The organism is Streptomyces sp. NPDC048191, from assembly GCF_040652655.1.
GTDB lineage: Bacteria > Actinomycetota > Actinomycetes > Streptomycetales > Streptomycetaceae > Streptomyces.
This window is the reverse complement of sequence record NZ_JBEZMO010000082.1, coordinates 1-2,753: the sequence shown is the minus strand read 5'-3', so window position 1 is coordinate 2,753 and position 2,753 is coordinate 1. Positions and strand designations below refer to the sequence as shown.

The following is a 2,753-nucleotide window of genomic DNA, read 5'->3' as shown; positions in this document are numbered from 1 at the left end:
GCCCGCGCATCCAACTCCGCAAACGACAAACACCCATCCACACCAACCACCGCCGGCGCATCCGGAACCACCACCGCCTGCCGCTCCACCAGCTCGTGGAGGCTCACACCGTCCTCGAAGGGCACGGCGCCGGCGTTCCACTCGATGAGCAGTCGGTGGAGTTCTCCGGCCGGCAGAAGGGACGCGGCGTCGATGGTCGCGTCCGGGTTCTCGGCCATGGCCTCCAGCACCGCGCGGAACATCCGGGCCACGCGCTCGCCGTGGGCACGGCCGACCGCGTGGGTGTGGGTGATCACGTTGAGCCTGTTCGGGCCCGCGACGACGAACAGGGAGAACTCGTTCGAGCTCGCGCCCATGCTGGACGCGACGTCGACCGTGCCCTGGCCGTCGTCACCCGCCGCGCCCTGCTCGGCCACCCGGAAGTCCTGGTAGCTGAAGTGCACGTCGATCAGGCGCTCGCCGTCGGCCAACTCACGCTGGATCGTCGGCATCGGGAACATGCGGTGCTCCCAGAGCTCCGTCTCCCGAGCGAACACCCGCTGCACCAGCTCGCGCCAGGTACGCGCCTCACGGTCCGCCGCGAACGGGAGGACGTTGAGGTACATGCCGTGGGCTCGTTCGGATCCCATGACCTCGGGACGGATATGGCAGGTGAGACCCGTGTGGAAGACGGGCTCGTCGGTGAGCATGCTCACGACCTTTTGATGGGCCGCGTGAACGACGCTCTTCACCGAGGCGCCCGATGCCGCGGCCAGGGCCCGCAACGAGTCCTCCAGATCCGCGTAACCGACCTCGATCTCGTACTGCTCGCGTGGCGTGTCCGGTGCGTCGGCCCAGCCCGCCGGCAGCTGGAACTTGGCGTAGTCGTCGACGATCCGCCGCCAGTACGCACGGTCCTCGGTGCCCCGCAGCGAGGCGAGTTCTCCCGCCACCGCGTCGGCGAAGCGCACCGCCGGAGGCGTCCAGGCGTCGGGCTCCCGCTCGTCACGCAGCTGCCGGAAGCAGCCGACGAGCTCGGCCAGGAGGGAGTGGTAGCTCCAGCCGTCGATGATCGCGTGCGCCTCGGTGAGGGTGAACTGCCAGCTGCCGTCCGCGCACAGGTGCACAGCCACTCGCATCAGCGGAGCGCGTCCCAGATCGAAGACGGCTTCGCTCTCGGCCGTGACGAAGTCCCGCAGGGCCTGCTCCGCCTCGCTCGCGGCGAGTCCGGTCAGGTCCTCGACCGTCAGCGGAATCTCGGCGGCGGCGTGCACGAGCTGCATGGGGACGGAGTACGTCTCCAGGTCGATCGTCGTCCGCAGCACGTCATGGCGCTCGGCGACGACGCCGAGAGCCGCGCGCAGCGCGTCGGGCGAGAACTCCTCGCCGCGGACGCGCAGCGAGGCGACGTTGTGGTAGCTGCGGGCGCCGCCCTTGGCCAGCATCTCGATGACCATGCCGGTCTGTGCTTGTGTCAGGGGGTAGGCGTCCACGACGGCGGCCGGCACCTTGCCCCGGTCCTCGTCCGTGATCAGCGCGAACGGCCGGACCGCGACGGTGTCCTGGTGTGCGGCCGACGTGCTGCGTCCGTCGGCCGCGTGCGCGGCCATGGCGGCAACGGTGCGCGCCGCGAAGACCTCCTGCATCGTCGTGTCGATGCCGGCGACGCGCAGGGCGCCCACGAGGGAGACGGCACGGATGGAGTCACCGCCGAGGTCGAAGAACGAGTCCTCGACACTCACCGCGTCCAGGCCCAGGACCTCCGACCACACCGCCGCGATCCGCGCCTCGGTCTCATCACGCGGGGCGACGTAGGTGCCGCGGGCGAAGGCGTCCTGCTCGGGAGCGGGCAGGGCACGCTTGTCGAGCTTGCCGTTGGGCGTCAGCGGCAGCGCCTCCAGCTCCACGAACGCCGCCGGAACCATGTACTCAGGCAGGCTCAGTCCGAGTTCCGAGCGGACGGCGGAAAGATCGACCGTGGCACCGGGAGCGGGAACGTAGTAGGCCACCAGACGCTTGTCACCCGGAGTGTCCTCACGAACGATCACGACCGCGTCACGGATGCCGACCTGTCCCGACAGGGCCGTCTCGATCTCGCCCAGCTCGATCCGGTAGCCACGGATCTTCACCTGGTCGTCCATACGGCCCAAGAACTCCAGGCTCCCGTCCTCGCGACGACGCGCGAGGTCACCACTGCGATACAACCGCGACCCGGCAGGACCGAACGGGTCGGGAACAAAACGCTCGGCGGTCAGAGCCGGCCGACCGAGATAACCCCGCGCCACACCCGGACCACCGACATACATCTCGCCCGGAACACCGACCGGAACCAGATTCCCGTACGAATCCAGCAGATGAATGGACAGGTCACTGAGCGGCCGCCCGATCGGATTGCCGGCCCCTTCCGCGAAGTCCCGCTTCGTCAGCCGGTGATAGGTGGAATGCACCGTGGTCTCAGTGATCCCGTACATGTTGACCAGCGCCGTACGGCCCAGGCCGAGTCGGGAGACCCAGGGCTGAAGGTCCCCGACTTCCAGCTTCTCGCCGGCGAAGATCACCGCCCGCAGCCCCAGCTCACCCACACGCGGATCACCATCAGCCGCCGCACCCACCAGCGAACGGAACGCGGACGGCGTCTGCGACAACACCGACACCCGCTCCCGCACCAACAAGTCCAGGAACTCGTCCGGCGACTGAGCCACCTCACGCGGCACGACGACCACACGGCCGCCATGCATCAACGCACCCCACATCTCGAACACCGAGACATCGAA

1 protein-coding gene is annotated in these 2,753 nt (G+C 68.9%); it reads right to left on the bottom strand.

Annotated elements, in window-relative coordinates; translation table 11 throughout:
* Positions 1 to 2,717: condensation domain-containing protein (locus AB0D93_RS41420; protein ID WP_362131911.1), on the bottom strand; the 2,717-nt coding region annotated here is incomplete at its 3' end.
* Positions 2,718 to 2,753: the final 36 nt, after the last annotated feature.